Origin of the sequence: Neorhizobium petrolearium (assembly GCF_017873175.1) — a bacterium.
GTDB classification, from domain to species: domain Bacteria; phylum Pseudomonadota; class Alphaproteobacteria; order Rhizobiales; family Rhizobiaceae; genus Neorhizobium; species Neorhizobium petrolearium.
Map to the genome: position 1 here is coordinate 14614 of NZ_JAGGJW010000024.1, position 20648 is coordinate 35261.

Annotated in this window: 19 protein-coding genes; 17 read left to right on the forward strand and 2 right to left on the reverse strand. The window is 62.6% G+C overall.

The window, feature by feature from the left end; all coding sequences use genetic code 11:
• Window positions 1-58 precede the first annotated feature (58 nt).
• The 8 genes from J2046_RS30925 (at window position 59) to J2046_RS30960 (ending at window position 8652) form a co-directional block, all read left to right on the forward strand.
• Window positions 59-583 carry an A24 family peptidase gene (locus tag J2046_RS30925; protein ID WP_210058391.1) on the forward strand — a complete coding sequence of 175 codons (525 nt, stop codon included), beginning with the start codon at window positions 59-61 and terminating at the stop codon, window positions 581-583.
• A 114-nt stretch (window positions 584-697) separates the two neighbouring features.
• Window positions 698-1513, forward strand: coding sequence for a Flp pilus assembly protein CpaB (cpaB, locus tag J2046_RS30930; RefSeq protein ID WP_210058392.1), 816 nt, complete (start codon window positions 698-700; stop codon window positions 1511-1513).
• Window positions 1514-1526: 13 nt separating this feature from the next.
• Window positions 1527-3080, forward strand: coding sequence for a type II and III secretion system protein family protein (locus tag J2046_RS30935; protein ID WP_325169809.1), 1554 nt, complete (start codon window positions 1527-1529; stop codon window positions 3078-3080).
• A 6-nt stretch (window positions 3081-3086) separates the two neighbouring features.
• Window positions 3087-3812 carry a CpaD family pilus assembly protein gene (locus tag J2046_RS30940; protein WP_210058394.1) on the forward strand — a complete coding sequence of 242 codons (726 nt, stop codon included), beginning with the start codon at window positions 3087-3089 and terminating at the stop codon, window positions 3810-3812.
• 21 nt (window positions 3813-3833) lie between these two features.
• Window positions 3834-5129 carry an AAA family ATPase gene (locus tag J2046_RS30945; RefSeq protein ID WP_210058396.1) on the forward strand — a complete coding sequence of 432 codons (1296 nt, stop codon included), beginning with the start codon at window positions 3834-3836 and terminating at the stop codon, window positions 5127-5129.
• A 3-nt stretch (window positions 5130-5132) separates the two neighbouring features.
• Window positions 5133-6632 carry a CpaF family protein gene (locus J2046_RS30950; protein WP_210058398.1) on the forward strand — a complete coding sequence of 500 codons (1500 nt, stop codon included), beginning with the start codon at window positions 5133-5135 and terminating at the stop codon, window positions 6630-6632.
• Window positions 6633-6651: 19 nt separating this feature from the next.
• Window positions 6652-7665, forward strand: a complete 1014-nt coding sequence (locus J2046_RS30955; protein WP_210058400.1) for a type II secretion system F family protein — start codon at window positions 6652-6654, stop codon at window positions 7663-7665.
• Window positions 7666-7674: 9 nt separating this feature from the next.
• Entirely contained in the window at window positions 7675-8652 is a 978-nt protein-coding gene (locus J2046_RS30960) for a type II secretion system F family protein (RefSeq protein ID WP_210058402.1), read from the forward strand.
• A gap of 369 nt (window positions 8653-9021) precedes the next feature.
• On the opposite strand, the gene J2046_RS30965 is transcribed toward J2046_RS30960, so the two are convergent.
• Both J2046_RS30965 and J2046_RS30970 read right to left on the reverse strand, forming a co-directional pair.
• Window positions 9022-9624 carry a dual specificity protein phosphatase family protein gene (locus J2046_RS30965; RefSeq protein ID WP_325169810.1) on the reverse strand — a complete coding sequence of 201 codons (603 nt, stop codon included), beginning with the start codon at window positions 9622-9624 and terminating at the stop codon, window positions 9022-9024.
• A gap of 21 nt (window positions 9625-9645) precedes the next feature.
• Complete coding sequence (locus J2046_RS30970; protein ID WP_210058472.1) at window positions 9646-10476, reverse strand: tetratricopeptide repeat protein; 831 nt, start codon at window positions 10474-10476, stop codon at window positions 9646-9648.
• A gap of 150 nt (window positions 10477-10626) precedes the next feature.
• On the opposite strand from J2046_RS30970, the gene J2046_RS30975 reads away from it, so the two are divergent.
• The 9 genes from J2046_RS30975 to J2046_RS31015 all read left to right on the forward strand — a co-directional run bounded on the left by J2046_RS30975 (window position 10627) and on the right by J2046_RS31015 (window position 20300).
• Window positions 10627-12021, forward strand: a complete 1395-nt coding sequence (locus J2046_RS30975; protein WP_210058404.1) for a leucyl aminopeptidase family protein — start codon at window positions 10627-10629, stop codon at window positions 12019-12021.
• Between the two features lie 60 nt (window positions 12022-12081).
• Window positions 12082-12432: a MarR family transcriptional regulator gene (locus J2046_RS30980; protein WP_037159557.1), complete on the forward strand. Its 351-nt coding sequence runs from the start codon at window positions 12082-12084 to the stop codon at window positions 12430-12432.
• Between the two features lie 3 nt (window positions 12433-12435).
• Window positions 12436-13287, forward strand: coding sequence for a C40 family peptidase (locus J2046_RS30985; RefSeq protein ID WP_210058406.1), 852 nt, complete (start codon window positions 12436-12438; stop codon window positions 13285-13287).
• A gap of 102 nt (window positions 13288-13389) precedes the next feature.
• Window positions 13390-13755, forward strand: coding sequence for a hypothetical protein (locus J2046_RS30990; RefSeq protein WP_210058408.1), 366 nt, complete (start codon window positions 13390-13392; stop codon window positions 13753-13755).
• Between the two features lie 144 nt (window positions 13756-13899).
• Window positions 13900-15048 carry an isovaleryl-CoA dehydrogenase gene (locus tag J2046_RS30995; protein WP_210058474.1) on the forward strand — a complete coding sequence of 383 codons (1149 nt, stop codon included), beginning with the start codon at window positions 13900-13902 and terminating at the stop codon, window positions 15046-15048.
• Window positions 15048-16655: a carboxyl transferase domain-containing protein gene (locus J2046_RS31000; RefSeq protein WP_210058410.1), complete on the forward strand. Its 1608-nt coding sequence runs from the start codon at window positions 15048-15050 to the stop codon at window positions 16653-16655. Before J2046_RS30995 ends, J2046_RS31000 begins: the two co-directional genes overlap by 1 nt.
• A gap of 9 nt (window positions 16656-16664) precedes the next feature.
• Window positions 16665-18659, forward strand: a complete 1995-nt coding sequence (locus J2046_RS31005) for an acetyl/propionyl/methylcrotonyl-CoA carboxylase subunit alpha (protein ID WP_210058412.1) — start codon at window positions 16665-16667, stop codon at window positions 18657-18659.
• Entirely contained in the window at window positions 18652-19509 is an 858-nt protein-coding gene (locus J2046_RS31010) for a hydroxymethylglutaryl-CoA lyase (RefSeq protein WP_210058413.1), read from the forward strand. The genes J2046_RS31005 and J2046_RS31010 overlap by 8 nt, the downstream gene beginning before the upstream one ends.
• Window positions 19509-20300 (forward strand): crotonase/enoyl-CoA hydratase family protein, encoded by a 792-nt coding sequence (locus J2046_RS31015; protein ID WP_210058415.1) that lies wholly within the window; start codon window positions 19509-19511, stop codon window positions 20298-20300. Before J2046_RS31010 ends, J2046_RS31015 begins: the two co-directional genes overlap by 1 nt.
• Window positions 20301-20648: the final 348 nt, after the last annotated feature.

Below are 20648 nucleotides of genomic sequence, written 5' to 3' on the forward strand. Positions count from 1 at the left end.
ACGCCGGACCAATTCTCCGATCTTGCATGAAGACACACACTTGAAGAAAGATGTACCTATGGCAAGCATAGTTGTTGCAGCCTTGATCTTGTGCATCCTCCCTCTCGGGCTGGCACTCGCTGCCTTTACTGATCTCTTCACGATGACGATCCCGAACAGGATATCGGTCGCTCTCCTGGCAAGCTTCCTTATTCTGGCACCACTCTCGGGCCTTGCCTGGCCGGACATTGGCATGAGCCTTGTCGCCGGGCTTGCCGTCTTCGGCGGCTGTTTCGCGCTTTTCGCGCTGAATGTCATGGGCGGCGGAGATGCCAAGCTCCTGACCGCTTCCGCCGTCTGGTACGGCTTCACTCACTCGCTTCTGGCCTTCCTCGTCACCGTCGGCTATGTCGGCGGCGCCGTCACGTTGATCTTCCTTCTGCTGCGCGTGCGGGCGAATTCGGTCATGGCGATGGGAATTCCGCTGCCTGCCTCGCTGGTGACGGCCAAGAAAATCCCTTACGGCATTGCCATTGCGATTGCCGGTTTCCTGACTTTTGAACAGGCTCCCATTTATTCGTTGGCCATGAATGCTTTCCAGTAAAGGTTAGCGCGTCGGAAAGATCGCGTTAACCAGAATTGTAAGCTTCTCATTAACCATAATTACACCATTGGAGGCCATTCTCCGGAGGAATTAATGTTCCCCCAAGGAATGGCCATGAAGCCAACCCGTATCATCATTCTCGCGGTCGCCGTGGTGGCGGCGGGCCTTGCCGGCCTGCTGGCCGTGCGCCTTGCCGGCAAAAAAGGCCCCGAGCTGGTGGAAACCGTGATCCAGAAGGAGCCGACGGTCAGGGTTCTGGTCTCCGCCGAAAACCTGCCGGTCGGCAGCCGGCTGAACGAGAAGGCGATCCATTGGCTTTCCTGGCCGAAGAACGGCATTGTCGAAGGCTTCATCACCGACGACAAGCGGCCGGATGCCATCACGGAACTGCAGGGCGTGGTCGTGCGCATGCCGCTGTTCAAGGGCGAGCCGGTCCGCGCCGAAAAGATCGCGGATTCATCGAGCCGCATCATGTCTTCGCTTCTGCCCTCCGGGAAGCGTGCCGTCGCCACCGAAATTTCGGTCGCCACGGGCGCCGGCGGCTTCGTCCTGCCGAATGACCGCGTCGACATCATCATGGTGCGCGAGGGCAAGGAAGGCGGCGGCTACATCACCGAAAACATCCTGAATAATATCCGTGTGCTGGCGATCGACCAGCAGATCCAGGAGAGCGAGGACGGCAAGAAGGCGGTTGTCGGCACGACTGCGACGCTTGAGCTGACGCCGGATCAGGCCAAGGTCATCGCCGTTGCCCAGCAGATGGCGTCGCGGCTGACACTCGCGCTGCGTTCGGTGGCGGATTCGCAGGAGGCCGATACGGCGGCGGCGGACTACCTGCTGCATGGCGGCGATGGCAAGGCGGATATCCAGGTCATCAAATCGGGCGCGATCGTCGGGAGCACGGCGACGGCGGCGGCGCAAGCGAAATGAACGGAGCGGTCACGTGGGAAATCTGAAACGCAGGATTCGCAGCTCGGCAGCGGCGGGCATGGCTTTCTGCCTTGCCTTTTCCGGCGTTCCGGCCGATGTCGCGCCGATCAGCCTCGCACCGGCTCGGGCTCTTGCGGCAGATGCCAGCATTGTTCGCATAACCGATGGCGGCCCCGGAACTCGCAAGCGACTGCAACTCGGCCTCAACAAGGCGCTGGTGGTGGATTTGCCGTCGGACGCCCATGACATTCTCGTCGCCGACCCCTCCATGGCCGATGCGGTGACGCGCACCTCGCGGCGGATCTATCTTTTCGGCAAGGCGGTGGGGCAGACCAATATCTTCGTTTTCGGGTCGCATGGCGAAGAGATCGTCAGCCTGGACGTGGAAATCGAGCGCGATATCTCCGGCCTTCAGCAGAACCTTCGCCGCTTCCTGCCGGATTCCGATATCAAGGTCGAAATCATCTCCGACAACATCGTGCTCTCCGGCACGGTCCGGACGCCGCAGGATTCGGCCCAGGCGGAAAAGCTTGCCTCCGCCTTCCTGAGGGGTGGCGAGGCGACCACCCGAAACATCACCGCCCAGGGTAACTATGGTGATGCTGACATTTTCGCCGAAGACCGGCAGGTCTCGCAGATCGTCAATCTCCTGACGATCGAAGGCGAGGATCAGGTCACGCTGAAGGTCACCGTTGCCGAAGTCAGCCGCCAAGTGCTGAAGCAGCTCGGTTTCAACGGGTCGGTATCGGGGCCTGACGGCTCGATTGCCTTCTCCAATCCTTCCAACCTCGGCAACGCGATCAATACGTTCGGACTGGGTTCTCTTGCCGGAACGATCGGCAATACCAGTCTTGCCACCTATATGAACGCCATGGAGCAGGCGGGCGTCATGCGAACGCTTGCCGAGCCGAGCCTGACGGCGATCTCTGGCCAGCAGGCGAAATTTTATGTCGGCGGGGAATTCCGCCTGCCTGCCGAACAGGAGATCGAGGTCGACAAGGACACCGGCGTGCCGACCGTCACCCGCACGACCAACTCGGTCGACTACGGCATCGAACTCAACTTCAAGCCGGTCGTATTGTCGCCGGGCCGCATCAGCCTGGTGATCGAGACCAATGTTTCCGAGCCGACCTATGAGGGGTCGGCGGTCACCGGCAACGGCAGCTCGCTTCGCATCCCGGGCAACACCTATATGTCGATCCGCAAGCGCGAGGCTTCCACCACCGTCGAGCTGCCGTCCGGCGGATCGATCGTGATTGCCGGTCTGGTGCAGGACAATATCCGCCAGGCCATGTCCGGCCTTCCGGGCATTTCCAAGGTTCCGGTTTTCGGCACCCTGTTCCGCAGCAAGGATTTCGTCCGCAACGAGACGGAACTCGTCATCATCGCGACCCCTTATCTCGTCCGTCCTGTCGCCCGCAGCGAGATCGCCCGGCCGGATGACAATTTCAACCCGGAAAACGATGCGGCAATGTATTTCCTCAATCGCGTGAACAAGATCTACGGCCGCAAGGAACCCGTCGCGGCGGGCCAGTACCATGGGGCGGTCGGCTTCATCTACAAGTGAGCGGTCATGGCCATTGAAACGAAGAAAATCTCCGCTGAAGGACAGGATGTCATGACCCAGGGCACGGTGAGATCCCATCATAGCAGGATTGCCGCTGTTGCCATGCTTGCAGCATCTGCAATACTCCTCTCGGCTTGCGGCAACAGCCAGCTCACCACGGGCTCGATCCCCGATGATTATCGTACCCGTCATCCGATCGTGCTGGCGGAGGGCGAATATACCCTCGATATTCCGGTGGCTTCAGGCGATGCCCGCCTTTCGACGGGCATGAAGGACACGGTGCGTGGGTTTGCGCAGAGTTTTGCGTCCTCGCCGGCCGGCATAATGCAGATCCAGGTGCCACACGGTTCCTACAATGCAGGAGCGGCCCAGCATCTGGCGGCTGAAATCCGTCGCACGCTGACAGCGGCAGGCGTCCAGCCTCACAAGATCCTGATGAGCAGCTATGCGGCCTCTCCGAATGGCGACGCCGCGCCCATCCGGCTCGCCTATGTGACGACCAAACCGATGACGAACCAGTGCGGCGAGTGGCCGGCGGATCTGTCTGACAGCACGTTCGGCAACAAGAACTGGTACAATTTCGGTTGCGCCAGCCAGAATAACCTCGCCGCCCAGGTCGCCAATCCCACAGACCTCATCGCGCCGCGCGGCATGACACCGATCGATGCGACGCAGCGGGCAAAGGTCATCAGCGATTATCGCGGCGAATCGACCAGCAGCACGACACCGTAGGCCAGGAGACCGGAGAAGAAGATGAGTCCGATCAACTACGAGATCCGAACTCCCGGCGAAGACGAACGGTTTGCCGAGGAGGCCGAGCGTCCGGGAGATCTGGACACGCTGCGTCCGCTTCCGCGCATCTCGATCCACGCGTTCTGCGAAAGCGAGGCCATGCAGCGGACGATGGACCGCATGGCGCGCGATCGCCGCATGGGCAAGGTCAACCTGCGCGTGACGATCGGCGGCACCGACGCCGCGGCCAACATGTTCGCGTCCACCCCGACGCCGAACCTGATCATCCTCGAAACCGAGACCGATCCGAAAAACCTGCTCGATGAACTGACGCCGCTTGCCGAGGTCTGCGATCCCTCGACACGGGTCATCATCGTCGGCCGCTTTAACGATATCGCTCTGTACCGCGAGCTTATCCGCAACGGCATTTCCGAATACCTAGTCGGGCCGGTGCAGATGCAGGACATGCTGGCGTCGATCTCTGCGATCTTCGTCGATCCGGAAGCGGAGCCGCTCGGCAGGTCAATCGCCTTCATCGGCGCAAAGGGCGGCGTGGGGTCCTCGACCATTGCCCATAACTGCGCCTTCGGTATTTCGAACCTCTTCTCGACCGAGACCATTCTCGCCGACCTCGACCTGCCCTTCGGCACGGCCAATATCGATTTCGACCAGGACCCGGCCCAGGGTATCGCGGAAGCTGTTTTTGCGCCCGAACGCCTCGACGAGGTCTTCCTCGACCGCCTGCTCACCAAATGCTCCGAGCACCTGTCTCTGTTGGCCGCGCCTTCGCTGCTTGATCGCGCCTACGATTTCGAGCGAGGTGCCTTCACGCCGATCGTCGAGTTGCTTCAGCGCAGCGCACCCGTGGCGGTGCTCGATCTTCCGCATGGCTGGACGGAATGGACGCGCGCCGTCCTGTCTGAAGTGGACGAAGTGGTGATCTGCGCCGTTCCCGATCTCGCCAACCTGCGCAATACCAAGAACATGATCGACGCGCTGAAGAAGCTCCGGCCGAATGATCGCCCGCCGCACCTCATCCTCAACCAGGTTGGAATGCCGAAGCGCCCGGAAATTGCGCCGGTCGATTTCGTCGAGCCGTTGGAGATCGAGCCGATCGCCATCCTGCCTTTCGATGTGCAGCTTTTCGGCAACGCCGCCAATAGCGGCCGGATGATTTCCGAGATCGATGCGAAATCGCCAGCCGCCGAAACCTTCTCGCAGATCGCTCATATCGTCACGGGGCGTGTAGCGATGAAGAAGGCGAAGAAGGGCGGCCTCGGCAATATTCTCGGGATGCTGTCCCGCAAGAAGGCATAAGCCATGTTCGGAAAACGCGGAAACGAGGGGGTTGGGAAAAGCGCGGCCGGGCTTGCGCCGCCGCCGGCCGCCACGTCCACTCCGGCAACGCCCGCTATGGCAAGGCCTCTGGCTCCGGAAGTCCTCGCCGAACCCACGCGGGACCCGGTCGGCCAGCGCCAGCCGGTTTCATCGCCGACGCTTGCTCCTCAGGCTCCGGCCCGCAGAAAGCCGGCTCGCACCGAGCTTTATTACGATACGAAGAGCCAGGTCTTTTCGGCGCTGATCGATACGATCGACCTATCACAGCTTGCCAAGCTGGATGCCGAGAGTGCGCGCGAGGAAATCCGCGACATCGTCAACGACATCATCACGATCAAGAATTTCGCGATGTCGATTTCCGAGCAGGAGGAACTGCTCGAGGACATCTGCAACGACGTTCTGGGCTACGGTCCGCTGGAGCCGCTGCTCGCCCGCGACGACATCGCCGACATCATGGTGAACGGCGCCGGCCAGACCTTCATCGAAGTGGGCGGCAAGACGATCGAATCCGATATCCGCTTCCGCGACAACGCCCAGCTTCTGTCGATCTGCCAGCGCATCGTCAGCCAAGTGGGCCGCCGCGTCGATGAATCCTCGCCGATCTGCGACGCACGCCTGCCGGACGGCTCGCGCGTCAACGTGATCGCGCCGCCGCTCGCGATCGACGGACCGGCGCTCACCATCCGCAAGTTCAAGAAGGACAAGCTGAACCTCGACCAGCTCGTGAAATTCGGGGCGATCAGCCCGGAAGGCGCGGTCCTCCTGCAGATCATCGGCCGCGTCCGTTGCAACGTCGTCATTTCCGGCGGTACCGGTTCGGGCAAGACGACGCTTCTGAACTGCCTGACGCGCTATATCGACCTCGACGAACGTGTCATCACCTGCGAGGACACGGCGGAATTGCAGCTCCAGCAGCCGCATGTGGTGCGGCTGGAAACCCGGCCGCCAAACATCGAAGGCGAGGGCGAGATCACCATGCGCGATCTCGTCAAGAACTGCCTGCGCATGCGTCCCGAACGCATCATCGTCGGCGAAGTGCGTGGACCGGAAGTCTTTGATTTGCTGCAGGCGATGAACACCGGCCACGACGGATCGATGGGCACGATCCACGCCAACACGCCGCGCGAATGTCTAAGCCGCATGGAATCGATGATCGCCATGGGCGGCTATTCGCTGCCCGCCAAGACCGTGCGCGAGATCATCACCGGCTCGATCGACGTTATCATCCAGGCCGCCCGCCTGCGCGACGGTTCGCGCCGCATTACCCAGATCACCGAGGTGGTCGGCATGGAAGGCGACGTGATCGTGACCCAGGACCTGATGCGCTACGAGATCGAGGGGGAGGATGCGAATGGCCGGCTGATCGGCCAGCATGTGTCGACGGGCATCGCCAAGCCGCATTTCTGGGACCGCGCCCGCTATTTCAATGAGGAAAAGCGCTTGGCCGCGGCGCTCGACGCGATGGAACGGTCCAAGGACTGAAGGCAGAGGGGAACGCACCATGTTCGGGCTGGATATCACTGTCGTAGCGATCATCGCCCTCGTGGCGATCGCTGCGGCTGCGGTCTGTTACGGCCTCCTGTTCTCCCGCATGGAAGTGGAAAAGAAGGCCGATACGCGGCTGAGCCGGGTCAAGGCCGCCGAGACAGATTTTGCCAAGGCCAATGCCGCCCGCGATCGCGTTCAGGAACTCTCCAAGCGCCGCAAATCCGTGCAGGATTCGCTGAAGGATCTCGAGAAGAAGCAGGAAGAGAAAAACAAGAAGCTGGGTGATGGCAGCTTGAAATCCAGGCTTGCCCAGACAGGTCTGCCCCTGACGGTGGCGCGCTTCTATGTGTTCAGTGCCCTTTTCGGCGTTTTCGTCTTTCTGGTGACCCTGATAGCGGGCCTGTCCATGCTGGCGGCGATCGGTGCGGCTTTCGTCTCGACCGTCGGTCTGCCGCGCTGGGTGATCGCCTACCTGGTCAAGCGCCGCCAGCGGAAGTTCCTCGATGAATTCCCGAATGCGCTGGATGTCATGGTGCGCTCGATCAAGTCCGGCCTGCCGCTCAACGACGCGCTGCGCCTGATTGCATCCGACGGCCAGGAGCCGGTGAAGACGGAATTCCGCCGGGTGGTGGAATCCCAGCAGGTGAGTCTGAGCGTTCCCGAAGCCTGCACGCGCATGATGTTGACCATGCCGCTGCCGGAGGTGAATTTCTTTTCCATCGTCATCACCATCCAGAGCCAGGCGGGCGGCAACTTGTCCGAAGCGCTTGGCAATCTTTCGAGGGTGCTGCGCGACCGCAAGAAGATGAAGGCCAAGGTCAGCGCCCTTTCCATGGAAGCGAAAGCCTCGGCGGTCATCATTGGTGCGCTGCCCTTCATCGTGGCGCTGCTCGTCTATCTCACGTCGCCCGACTATATCGCGATCCTCTTCACGGATCCGCGCGGCCACCTGATCCTCTTGTTTTCCGGTGTCTGGATGTCGATCGGCATTTTCGTGATGCGCAACATGATCAATTTCGACATCTGAGGAGGGGCCATGAAGGGACTTGCGACCACGCTGACCGATCCGACCCTGCTTCTGGCCGTCCTCGTGGCGGTAGCGGTTTTCGCGACGTTCTACACGCTGGCGAGCCCGTTCCTTGAAAAAGGAAATCTCGAAAAGCGCATGAAGGCCGTTTCCACCGAGCGCGAGCAGATCCGTGCGCGCGAGCGGGCCCGGATGAATGCCGAGCAATCGAAGACGTCGCTGCGTGCACAGAACAACCAATCTGTCCGCCAGATCGTCGAGCGTTTCAACCTGCGCAAGGCGCTGGTCGATGACAACACGGTCAACAAGCTGCGCGCCGCGGGTCTCCGGTCGCAGAATGCCCTCAACATCTTCCTGGTGGCGCGTTTCCTGCTGCCCTTCGTCTTTCTGACGGCAGCGGTGATCTGGATCTTCGTGCTTGGCAATCTTGCCTCGCGTCCGTTCCCGGTTCGCATGCTGGCGGCGATCGGCTTTGCCTATGTCGGCTTCTACGCACCGAACATCTACGTCACCAACCTCATGAACAAACGCCAGCACTCCATCAAGCGCGCCTGGCCGGATGCGCTCGACCTGATGCTGATCTGCGTCGAATCGGGGATTTCCATGGAAGCGGCCATGCGCCGCGTCGCAGAGGAAATGGCGCAGCAGTCGCCGCCGCTTGCCGAGGAGATGGTGCTGACGATGGCCGAGCTCTCCTTCCTGCAGGACCGTCGTACCGCTTTGGAAAATCTTGGGCTGCGTACCCAGCTCGATATCGTCAAGTCTGTCACCCAGGCACTCATTCAGGCGGAACGCTACGGTACGCCGATTGCCCAGGCGCTCCGTGTGCTCGCCCAGGAGGGTCGCGACGAGCGCATGAACGAGGCGGAGAAGAAGGCAGCCGCCCTGCCGCCGAAGCTCACGGTGCCGATGATCCTGTTCTTCCTGCCGGTGCTGATCGCTGTCATTCTCGGTCCTGCCGGCATCCAGGTTGCCGACAAATTCTGACCCTTTCAGATGGCCGTTATGCCCCTGCATCCCGGTTGCCGGGTCGCGTGAACATGAGCTGAATTCCGGTTTCAGAACGCATTCAGGAGCGTCTTGCTAGTGTCCTCACAGGTCGCGGCAATCCCGGTCCCATCGGCCGGAGCCGTTGAACGCGACATTGAATTCGGAGGAATCACTCATGCTGACAAGGCTTTGCATAAACCTCGTCCTGATCGGCGGCATTGTCACCGTAGTCTCGCGTCTTCTCTGACGACGGCGCCACGTAAGAGTTGGCAGAAGAGATCGGTAGGACCTGCCAATATGATAGCCTGCGGGATTCGGCCTGAGCATCGCCAGGGTCTCGCTGCCTGTCCGTATGGTATGTTGATCCTAGCTCGGCAGGCCGAAGATCTTTTCAAGCCCTTCCCAGGTCTCGTCCATCGCGTAGGCTCCGAGAAAGGGCAGGCCCACATGGCCATAGAGAAGCGAGAGCTGCCATTCCGCCGTCTCTTCATCGATATTGGCGACTTGCTGCAGGTAGATCACGGAAGCGAGGCCGGTGCGATCGGCGCCGCCCTGGCAATGGATCAGGATCGGCTTCGGTGCATCGTGCAGCAGGGCGATGAGCTTTTCGCTCTCCTCGGGAGATAGCTGCCGCATGGCCGACATCCGGAAATCAATATGCTGGACGCCGAGACGGTCGGTAGCGGCAACCTCGTCCTTGTACCATTCCCTTTGGCTGGCGCCCCGCAGATTGAGGACGGTCTTGATGCCGTACCGCTTGATGTAGTCGGTGAGGGCGCTCGCCGTGGGCTGTGCCGAGCGATAGAGTTGCCCGGGCAGGACTTCATGGAAGTTGCCGGTCAGTTGAAGAATGCCGAGATAAGCGCCGGTCGACAGCAGGATTGCTGCAGACAGCATTGCAGATCGCTTGAAGAATTTCCACATGGCCACCGTCCCTTTGGTGACGACCATCGTAATGGATTGCGGCAATTTTAGAATGGTTCTTGAATATTAATTTGTGGCGGTTTTTGCCTTGCCGTCCTTGTCGGCGAGCTTGGCCCAGGAACTCCGCTGCGAAAGCATTGCGCGCAGGTAGGTGACGTTGGCATCCGCCTGCTGCTGGGAAAGCTCCCTGCGGGCGATCTCTTCGGCTTCCGCAAAACGGCCCTGCAGGCCGACGACGAGCGCGAGGTTCTGGCGCACCCGGCTGTCGGCGGCTGGTTGGCCGGCGGCGTTGCGCATATAGGTTTCGGCCGTCCTGAGGTCGCCGGAGAGCACGTAGGACATGCCGAGATTGGAGATCACGCTCGGCTCGTTCGGCTGCGCATCGAGCGCGAGACGATATTTCTGGCGCGCCTCTTCCGAGCGGCCGAGCTGGTCGAGCACGGCGCCCTCCGCCGAATAGAGCCTCCAGTCGGGATGATCCGGCGTCTGGGCCCGGTTGATCGTCGCGAGTGCCTGTTCGAGCTGGCCGGCAGCGGCCTGCGCCTTGCCGTAGGCGGCAAGCACATCGCGGTCGGCCGGATGGGCGATTGCCACCTGCTGCATGACGGCAAGCGCCTGCGAGGTTTTGCCGGTCATGCCGAGCACGGTTGCGTATCTGAGGCCGATCTCCTTGTTTTTCGGATCACGGACATAGGCGGCACCGATCGATTTCTCGGTGTTCGAAAGCTCCGTTGCATTCATCCCGTCCAGCGATGCGGCGGAAATCCGCGGGATCGAGCCGGTCGTCCGCGCGTCCGGCTTTGTGGCGCAACCTGCAACCGAAATCGCCAGAAGTGCGATTGCGGCGGTCCGGGCGAAGCAGGTCTTGCGGAATGTCGGGGCGGCAGGAGCGGTCATCGTGCGGGTCTCGTCGTGGTCCGGTGCCGGCGCTTTTCTCGTTTTCGATCCGACGGCGGGCATATGGCGCATTTCCACTCCAGCAATAAACTGTTAACCCTAACAGACCGTTAAAACCAACGATTCCAGACGCTTCCGAAGGCTCGCCCCATGACACCCTATCAGTATATCCAACGTCCTTCTCCCTTCAGCGCGAAAGGCGCGGTGACAAAGCCGGTTCATGCCGTCATGCCCGCCGATCTGGAAGCGGGGAAATTTGATGCCGCAGCGCTCGCCTGGGCGAAAGCGGCAGGTTTCAAGGCGGAGGCCGGCGCGCTTCTTCTCGTGCCGGGTGGTGACGGGAAGGTCGCCAGTGCCTTCTTTGGCCTCGGCAGTGATCCGTCGGAAGCGCCCTTCATGACCGGGAAGCTCTCAAAACTCCTTCCGCCCGGCGACTGGCATGTCGAGACGACGGCGCTGGCCGCGGATCATCTCGCTCTCGGCTATGGTCTAGGCACCTATGGCTTCAACCGCTACAAGTCTGACAAGCAGAAGGATGTCCGGTTTTCCTTATCGGAAGCGGCCGATTTCGCCGATATCGAGCGTCAGCTCGCGGGCGTCTTCCTGGCCCGCGACCTCGTCAACATCCCGACGAACGAAATGGGACCGGTTGAGCTGGAAGCGGCTTTCCGGGCGCTCGGCGAACATTACGGCGCAACCGTCACCTCGATCGTCGGCGAAGACCTCTTGAAGCAGAATTTTCCGCTGGTCCACACGGTCGGTCGCGCCAGCGTCTCGCCGCCGCGTCTGCTCGAACTGCGCTGGGGCGAAAAAGGCCATCCGCGTGTGACGCTGGTCGGCAAGGGGGTCTGCTTCGATACCGGTGGCCTCGACATCAAGGGAGCAGCGAACATGGCCCTGATGAAGAAGGACATGGGCGGCGCGGCGAATGTCATGGGCCTTGCCCTGATGATCATGGATGCCGGCCTGAAGGTCGATCTGCAGGTGCTGGTGCCGGCGGTCGAGAACTCCATTTCTGGCAATGCCTTCCGTCCCGGCGATATCTACAGGAGTCGCAAGGGCGTCACCGTGCAGATCGACAATACCGATGCCGAAGGCCGGCTCATCCTTGCCGACGCGCTCGCCTATGCCGACGAGAACCCGCCGGACCTGATGATCGACATGTCGACCTTGACGGGGGCTGCCCGCGTCGCGCTAGGCACGGAGCTTGCGCCCTATTTCACGGATGACGAAGCGCTCTCGGCGAAGCTTATGGAGGCTTCAAAGACGGAGGCCGATCCCATGTGGCGCCTGCCCCTCTGGATGGGCTACGACAAGGATATCCGCTCCCGCGCCGCCGATATCACCAACTCGCCCTCCGGCGGCATGGCTGGCGCCATTACCGCGGCACTTTTCCTGAAGCGGTTCGTCACGGCGACGAAGAGCTGGGCGCATTTCGATATCTATGCCTGGGTTCTGGCCGATAAGCCACACGCGCCGGTCGGCGGTGAAGCTTTCGCGATCCGCGCACTCTACAAGGTGATCCGCGGCATGGCCGCTAGGTGATTGAAACGAACCGGTAAGACCTTCGCTCTACGATCGACAGGATTTGAGCCGAGGATCACGATGCCGGTTGAATTGACGGCGACAGAAGCTTTGGGCCTCTGGCGCCGGGTCTCGCTGGAGCAGGTGCGGCATGACGGACGCGATCTGACATTGCGCCAGATGTCGATCCTGCTGCATATTTACCTCGTGCCGCCGCCGCATACGGTGCGCGGGCTCGCCGCCACGCTGGGCGTCACCAAGCCAGTCGTCACCCGCGCGCTGGATACGATGGGCGAGATGGGGCTGGTGGACCGCGAACGCGACGAGCGCGACCGCCGCAACGTCGTCATCAAGCGCACGGTGGCTGGTGCACTGTTTCTTGAAAAACTGGGTGACCTGATCATCCGGGAAGGCCGCAAGCCTGGAGCTTGAAGAATGATGGAAATACTCGACAGACGCCTGCATGCCTTCCGCCCCGATCTCGCCGACGAGACCTTGAAAGGAAGTGTCGAGGCCGCGAATTTCGTTCGTGGCGAGCCGGCTCGTATTGCAGTGCCGGTGGCGCAACTGCGTTCGGGACCTGATCTTGCTCGCGGCATCGATACCGAACTTCTGTTCGGTGAAACGGTGCGGGTTTTCGATCGCGCCGGCGGTTTTGCCTGGGTTCAAGCGGATCAGGACCGTTACGTCGGTTACCTGCCGGAAACGATGCTCGGCACCCCCGAGGAGCCGACCCATCGCATTGCAGTCCAGCGAACGTTCCTTTATCCCGAGCCGGAATTGCGAAAGCCACCGACTGCAACTCTCTCCATGGGCAGTCGCATCACGGTGGTCGGCGATGTGGAGACCCGTGGCACCCGCTACTTCGTGCTTTCGACCGGCGAGGCGGTGATTGCGCGTCATTGCCTGCCTGTCGCCGGGACCATGGGGGACGACTATGTCGCGGTGGCGGAGAAATTCATGGAGACCCCTTATCTGTGGGGTGGCCGTTCCGGCTTCGGCCTCGACTGCTCGGCCCTGGTACAACTATCCCTGATGATGGTCGGAAAATCCGCACCGCGCGATTCCGACATGCAAGCTTCGATCGGTTCGGCCATCACCCGCGAGGAACTTCGCCGCGGCGATCTCGTTTTCTGGAAGGGCCATGTGGGCATCATGGAGAACGAGCAAACGCTTCTCCACGCCAATGGCCACACGATGAGCGTCGCCCGCGAAGGCTTCGAAGAGGCGGTGAAGCGTATCGGGTGGCTGTACGAACAGCCGACAGGCTATCGCCGTTTGGGATAACCGGCGATGATCACGCAAACGTGGGAACAGTCCCATGGAATGAAAACCTTGCCGTCCATATCTTGGATTCATCCGTGGGTTTCGCGGATGAGGAGTGAGATGATGATGCTCAAGGGTGCGTGGGTATTGCCGGCCGTGATGTTCGTGGCACTGCTTGTTGCCGTGCTTTTCCCCATGGATGTCTTTGCCGCGGATCGCGACGAGTTCCGCAGGAGCCAGCCGACCTATTTCAGGAACCTTCCGGGCGTGGTGCCGGAAGAAGAGCGCGTAAGGCGTGATTCCTACACCTGCTCCAGCGATATCGAATATGTCTATCGGCCGCGCGGCAGATACGACATCCTCTATGGCGACGTTGCACCGACCCGCATCTATCGTTGCAGGACGGAAGGCGGCGCGACTTTTTCCGGAACCGATCTGCCGAATACTCAATGGGTTCCGGGCCTGAACCCGCGTCATCTGCCCGAATAAGGCAATCTTTTTTCAAAGCCCGCTTCGGAAAAGACCGGATATTGCGATCTCTCGCGAGGTCATTGACGATGTCTCGCGGCTGCCCCACAACCTTCTCATAGTAAACTTGGTGCACCGGGAGGAGACGAGGTGTTCCACGCAAGTATGAAATTCGCTCTCGGCGAGGAGGTCGAGGCCGTGCGCGAGACGGTTCATCGTTTCGCACAGGAGAAACTGGCGCCGCGCGCTGAAGAGATCGACCGCAGCAACGAATTCGCCCGCGATCTCTGGCCGCAACTGGGGAGCCTCGGCCTGCTCGGCATCACTGCCGATCCGGATTTCGGCGGCTCGGGCCTTGGCTATCTTGCCCATGTCGTGGCCGTCGAGGAGCTCGCCCGTGCTTCCGCCTCGACTTCGCTCAGCTATGGCGCTCATTCCAACCTTTGCGTCAATCAGGTCAACCGCAACGGCAACGCCGAGCAGAAGGCGCGCTACCTGCCGAAACTTTGCTCGGGCGAACATGTCGGCGCGCTTGCCATGTCGGAGCCTGGCGCCGGTTCAGACGTCGTATCCATGAAGCTCAGGGCGGAAAAGCGCGGCGACCGTTACGTGCTGAACGGCAGCAAGATGTGGATCACCAACGGCCCGGACGCGGATGTGCTTGTGGTTTACGCCAAGACCGACCCGGCTGCGGGACCGAAGGGGATTACCGCTTTCCTCATCGAGAAAGGCTTCAAGGGGTTCTCGACCGCCCAGAAGCTCGACAAGCTCGGCATGCGCGGTTCCAATACCTGCGAACTGGTGTTCCAGGATTACGAAGTGCCGGCCGAAAACGTCATGGGCATGGAAGGCGGCGGCGTGCGGGTCCTGATGTCCGGCCTCGATTACGAGCGGGTCGTGCTGGCCGGCATCGGTGTCGGCATCATGCATGCCTGCCTCGATGTGGTCATGCCCTATGTCCATGAGCGAAAGCAGTTCGGCCAGCCGATCGGCGAGTTCCAGCTCATCCAGGCCAAGGTCGCCGACATGTATACGGCGATGAACTCCGCCCGCGCCTATGTCTATGCGGTCGCCGGCGCCTGCGATCGCGGTGAGGTGACGAGGCAGGATGCCGCCGCCTGCTGCCTTTATGCCTCCGAACAGGCGACGCAACAGGCGCTGCAGGCGATCCAGGTGCTCGGCGGCAACGGTTATATCAACGACAACCCGACAGGCCGGCTGCTGCGTGACGCCAAGCTGATGGAGATCGGCGCTGGCACGTCCGAAATCCGCCGCATGCTGATCGGCCGCGAACTCTTCCGGGAAACCGCCTGATGGCCGTCATCCGCTCGCAGGTCAATTTGAGGAACGAGCTGGCCGAAGCCAATCGCGCCGCCATGCATGCGAAACTCGTGGAGATCGAGGCGGCCGTGGCGTTCGCCGAGGCGGGCGGCGGCGAGGAAGCGCGGGCGCGGCATGTCAAACGCGGCAAGCTTTTGCCGCGCGAGCGCATCGCAAGGCTTCTGGATCACGGCTCGCCATTCCTTGAAGTGAGCGCCACCGCGGCGCACGGGCTTTATGGCGGTGCGAGCCCTTCGGCCGGCATCGTCACCGGTATCGGCCGGGTCGAGGGCCGCGAGGTGATGATCGTCGCCAACGATGCGACGGTGAAGGGCGGCACCTACTATCCGATGACGGTGAAGAAGCATCTGCGCGCCCAGGAGATCGCCGAGGAAAACCGTCTGCCTTGCGTCTATCTGGTCGATTCCGGAGGCGCCAACCTGCCGAACCAGGACGAGGTCTTTCCGGACCGGGATCATTTCGGCCGCATCTTCTACAATCAGGCGCGCATGTCGGCCAGGGGCATTGCCCAGATCGCCGCGGTCATGGGCTCCTGCACGGCGGGCGGTGCCTATGTGCCGGCCATGTCTGACGAGGCGATCATCGTCAGGGACCAAGGCACGATTTTCCTGGCCGGTCCGCCGCTGGTGAAGGCCGCAACGGGCGAGGAGGTGAGCGCCGAAGATCTCGGCGGCGGTGATGTCCACACAAGGCTTTCTGGTGTTGCGGACCATCTCGCCCGGGACGATGCCCATGCGCTGGCGCTGGTCCGCCGCGCGGTCGCCGGTCTCAATATCCGCAAGCCGGAAACCGTCGTGCTGGAAAAGCCGGAGGAGCCTCTCTACGATCCGGAAGAGATCGCCGCGATCGTCCCCGCTTCTCTTTCGACGCCTTATGACATCCGCGAGATAATCGCCCGGATCGTCGATGGCTCCCGTTTCGATGAGTTCAAGGCGCGGTACGGCACGACGCTGGTCTGCGGTTTCGCCCACGTCTTCGGAATTCCCGTCGGCATCGTGGCCAACAACGGCGTGCTCTTCTCCGAAAGCGCGCAGAAGGGCGCGCATTTCATCGAACTTTGCTCGCAGCGGAAAATCCCGCTCGTCTTCCTGCAGAACATCACCGGCTTCATGGTTGGGAGGCGCTACGAAGCGGAAGGCATTGCCAAGCACGGCGCCAAGCTGGTGACGGCGGTCGCCACCACGTCGGTGCCGAAGGTGACGATCCTGGTCGGCGGCTCTTTCGGCGCGGGCAATTACGGCATGGCGGGACGTGCCTATTCGCCGCGTTTCCTCTGGACCTGGCCGAACAGCCGCATCTCGGTCATGGGCGGCCCGCAGGCCGCCGGCGTGCTGGCGACGGTCAGGCGCGAGGCGATCGAACGCGGCGGCAAGTCGTGGAGTGCCGAAGAGGAGGCGGCGTTCAAACAGCCGGTGCTCGACCGGTTCGAGGAGCAGAGCCACCCGCTCTATGCCTCCGCAAGGCTTTGGGACGACGGCATCATCCATCCGGCGAAGACGCGGCAAGTCCTGGCTCTCAGCCTCTCCGCCGCGCTCAACGCGCCGATCGAGGAAACACGCTTCGGCGTGTTCCGGATGTGAGGGCGGATGATGATCAAGAAAGTCCTCATAGCCAATCGCGGTGAGATCGCCTGCCGGATCATCCGCACCTGCCATCGTTTGGATGTTGCAACGGTTGCCGTCTATTCGGATGCCGATCGCGATGCGCTGCATGTCGAGCTTGCCGGCGAGGCGGTGCATATCGGCCCGTCGCCTGCGTCGGAAAGTTACCTGAGCGGCGACAGGATCATCGACGCGGCCTTTCGCGCTGGCGCCGATGCCATCCATCCCGGTTACGGTTTTCTCTCGGAGAATCCGGACTTTGCCGAAGCGGTCACGGCCGCCGGCCTTCGCTTCATCGGTCCTTCCGGCGCGGCCATCCGCGCCATGGGTCTGAAGGATGCCGCCAAGGCGCTGATGGAACAGGCGGGCGTGCCGGTGGTGCCGGGTTATCACGGGACCGATCAGAACCCGGACTTCCTGTTGAGCGAGGCCGAGCGCATCGGTTTCCCCGTCCTCGTCAAGGCGCGCGCCGGCGGCGGCGGCAAGGGCATGCGACGGATCGAAACCGCCGCGGCCTTCAGGGATGCCCTGGCGTCTGCCCAGCGCGAGGCGCTGGCCGCCTTTGGGGATGCCGCCTGCCTTATCGAGAAATACATCGCCCATCCGCGCCATATCGAGATCCAGGTGTTCGGCGACGACCACGGTAACGTCGTGCATCTCTTCGAGCGCGACTGCTCGCTCCAGCGTCGCCACCAGAAGGTCATCGAGGAAGCGCCGGCCCCCGGCATGCCGGAGGATATGCGCCGCGCGATGGGCGAGGCGGCGGTCAAGGCGGCTGAGGCGATCGGCTATTCCGGCGCCGGCACGGTCGAGTTTATTGCGGACAGTTCCGAGGGCCTGAAACCCGACCGCTTCTGGTTCATGGAGATGAACACGCGGCTTCAGGTGGAGCATCCGGTGACGGAGGCGATCACCGGGATCGATCTGGTCGAGTGGCAGTTGCGCGTGGCATCCGGCGAGCCGTTGCCGAAGCGTCAGGACGAGCTTTCGATCGATGGCTGGGCCTTCGAGGCGCGGCTCTATGCCGAGGATGCCGAACGCGGCTTTTTGCCTGCCATTGGCATGCTGACCCATCTCGACCTGCCGGAAAATATTGCCCGCGTCGATAGTGGCGTGCGCGCCGGCGACCGTATCTCGCCTTTCTACGATCCGATGATCGCCAAGGTGATCACGCATGGACCGGATCGCGCCACAGCCTTGTCCCGGCTTTCGACGGCCCTGGCCGAAGTCCGCGCCACCGGCGTCGCGACGAATGCATCCTTTCTCCGCCGGCTGGCGAACGAGCCGGATTTCGTGGAAGGCAATCCCGATACCGGCCTGATCGAGCGTCATCTGGCCGAACTGACGATGGCGCACCCTGCTCCTTTCGAGGTCGTCGCATTGGCCGCGCTCAGCCTTTCGGCTGCCCTGGAGCCGGCCTCTTCCCGCGCCCCCTGGGCAAGCCTGTCCGGGTTCCGCCTGTGGTCCGAAGCTAGCGATTTCGTGGCGCTCGACCATCGCGGGCACCACGTTCAAATCTCGTTCAGGAGGAGAGGCGAGGGCGCCTATGCCGCGACCGTCGATGGCAAGGATATCGACCTGCATCTCGGCCGTTCGGGCGACGCGTATCTGATCGAGACCGATGGTCGAAAACATCGGCTGCATGCGATCCGGGGCGACCGTGACGTCACCGTTTTCAAGGATGGCGAAAGCTGGCATTTCAGTTTCGTCGATCCGCTTGCCGGCGATCAGGAGGAGGCGGGGGCGGGGGATCGGATCGTCGCGCCCATGCCGGGACTTGTGAAGCTCCTGCGGGCGGCGGTGGGAGCCGATGTCTCCAGGGGAGAGACGCTGGCGGTGATGGAGGCGATGAAAATGGAACTGGCGCTTTCCGCCCCGCGCGACGGCAGGATTGCCGAAGTGCTGGTCGCGGAAGGCGAGCAGGTGCTGGAAGCGGCTGTCCTGCTGGTGCTGGAGCCGCCCCCGGAGACAGGCCATGACTGAGTTCGTTCGCATCCACGAAGTCGGCCCGCGCGACGGGTTGCAGAACGAAGAGCGGATCATTCCGGCCGCCGACAAGATCCGGCTGGTCGACATGCTCTCCGCTTGCGGTTTCGAGAGGATCGAGGTGACGAGCTTCGTGCGCGCCGACCGGGTGCCGCAGATGGCCGACGGCGCGGAGGTCATGGCCAGTATTACACGCCGGCCCGGCACGCGCTACACCGTGCTGACGCCCAACCTGCGCGGCTACGAGGCAGCACTTGCCGCGAAGGCGGACGAAGTCGCGGTCTTCGCCTCCGCTTCGGAAGGCTTCAGCCGGAAGAACATCAATTGCAGCATCGCCGAGAGCTTCGAGCGTTTCGCGCCGCTGATCTTGCGGGCGGGGGCGGATGGTGTTCCGGTGCGCGGCTATGTCTCTTGCGTCGTCGACTGCCCCTATGACGGCCCGACGCCGCCGGTGCAGGTCGCGGAGGTGGCCGAGTGGCTGCGGCGTCTCGGCTGTTGCGAAATCTCGCTCGGCGACACGATCGGCACGGGCACGCCGGAACGCGTCGCCGCCATGCTCGACGCCGTGCTGGAGCGGCTGCCGGCTGCCGATCTGGCCGGGCATTTCCACGACACCAACGGCCGTGCCATCGACAACATCACGGTCGCGCTCGAAAAGGGGCTGAGGGTCTTCGATGCGGCGGCGGGCGGGCTCGGCGGCTGCCCCTATGCACCGGGCGCCGAAGGCAATGTCGCGACGGGCAGGACGGTAGATCATCTGGCGGCGCTCGGCTTCGAGACGGGGATCGATCGCCACCGGCTGGCGGAAGCGGAAGCCTTTGCCCGCAGTCTGAGGGGAGCGCGCTGATGAGCGGCTACGACACGCTGATGCTGGAGACGGATGCGCGCGGCGTAGCAATGCTGACGCTGAACCGCCCGGACAGGCACAATGCGATGAACGCCGCGATGATCACGGAACTCGCCGATGCGGCGACAAGGCTTGCGGCGGACGAGGCGGTGCGGGTCGTGGTGCTGGCGTCTTCCGGCCCGACCTTCTGCGCCGGCGGAGATCTGCAATGGATGCGCGATCAGGCGCAAAAGGACCGGCAGGGCAAGATCGAGGGCGCGACGGCGCTGGCGCTGATGCTGAAGGCGCTGGACGAGCTGCCCAAGCCGCTGATCGGCCGGGTGCAGGGCAACGCTTTCGGCGGCGGCATCGGCCTGATGGCGGTTTGCGACATCGTCATCGCGGCGGAAGATGCCGAGTTCGCGCTCACCGAAACGCGGCTCGGACTGATCCCGGCGACGATCGGCCCCTATGTCGTGCGCCGCAGTGGCGAAGGTCATGCGCGCCGGCTCTTCCTCAACGCCCGCCGTTTCGACGCGGTCATGGCCCGCGAGATCGGCCTCGTCTCCGCCGCCTGCCCGGCCGGCCGGCTGGATGCGGCGGTCGAGGAGGAGGTCGCGGCCTTTCTGGACTGCGCGTCCGGCGCGGTCTCCGGCGCCAAAAGCCTCGTGCGGAGCCTTGCCAGGGGAACTGCCGGCGATCCGCTTGCCTACAGCATCGGCCTGCTCGCCGACCGCTGGGAAAGCGATGAAGGCCGCGCCGGCATCGATGCTTTCCTGAACCGGCGTCCGATGCCCTGGGCACCGAAGTAAGGACCGATTGTTGCCAGGCGATATCATCGGGCAGACTCGTCCCTTGGTGATGGTCGGAATTTGGTTGAACCCGAGGATCGGACGGGGCGCTGAAAGCTGCCTCTTATATTTTAGTTTTGGGTGACACCTCTCAGCGCCCCGTTCGGCGGTTTTTATCCGCGACTCCGGTCCCTCTGCGATGACGGGGTTTGTGGGAACTGTGGCGTGTCCCTCCTGAGCGGGAGAGTGTCATGCACGCTCTTTAGACTTACGGTGCCGCGGCCATGACCACCGGTCCCGATTGCTCATTCGCGAGCCGTCGGGGGCACCGTCTTCCACCTGCGCCGCGCGGCCGGGCTTTCAAGCAAA